The following is a 367-nucleotide window of genomic DNA, read 5'->3' on the forward strand; positions in this document are numbered from 1 at the left end:
GCGCGCTTTGGCGCGCCCTACATCGCCTGCGAAGCTAGCTACGCCGTGGCCGCGCACACGGCACTGGACGCCTGGGCGCACGCGCTGGCGCAGCCCCGGCAGCAGCCCGACGCCGTGCTCATCGGCTGCTTTGGCGACCCCGGCCTGATGGCGCTGCGCGAGAGCAGCCCCGCTCCCGTGACCGGGCTCGCCGAAGCCTCCTTCATCGAGGCCGCGCGCCATGGCCGCTACGCCATCGTCACCGGCGGCGCGCGCTGGGCCCCCATGCTGCACCGCCTGGCGCAGGCGCTGGGCCAGGCGCAGGCGCTGGCCGGAATCCACACCGTGGCCCCCACGGGCGCGCAACTGGCGGCCGACCCCGAGGCCG

Annotated in this window: 1 protein-coding gene; it reads left to right on the plus strand. The window is 76.6% G+C overall.

Going from position 1 to position 367, the window contains the following annotated elements; all coding sequences use genetic code 11:
• A partial coding sequence (locus tag VTU_RS0118200) for an aspartate/glutamate racemase family protein (protein WP_010106824.1) occupies nucleotides 1-367 on the plus strand: 367 nt, incomplete at both ends.

The organism is Verminephrobacter aporrectodeae subsp. tuberculatae At4, from assembly GCF_000193225.1.
Taxonomy (GTDB): Bacteria; Pseudomonadota; Gammaproteobacteria; order Burkholderiales; family Burkholderiaceae_C; genus Acidovorax; species Acidovorax aporrectodeae.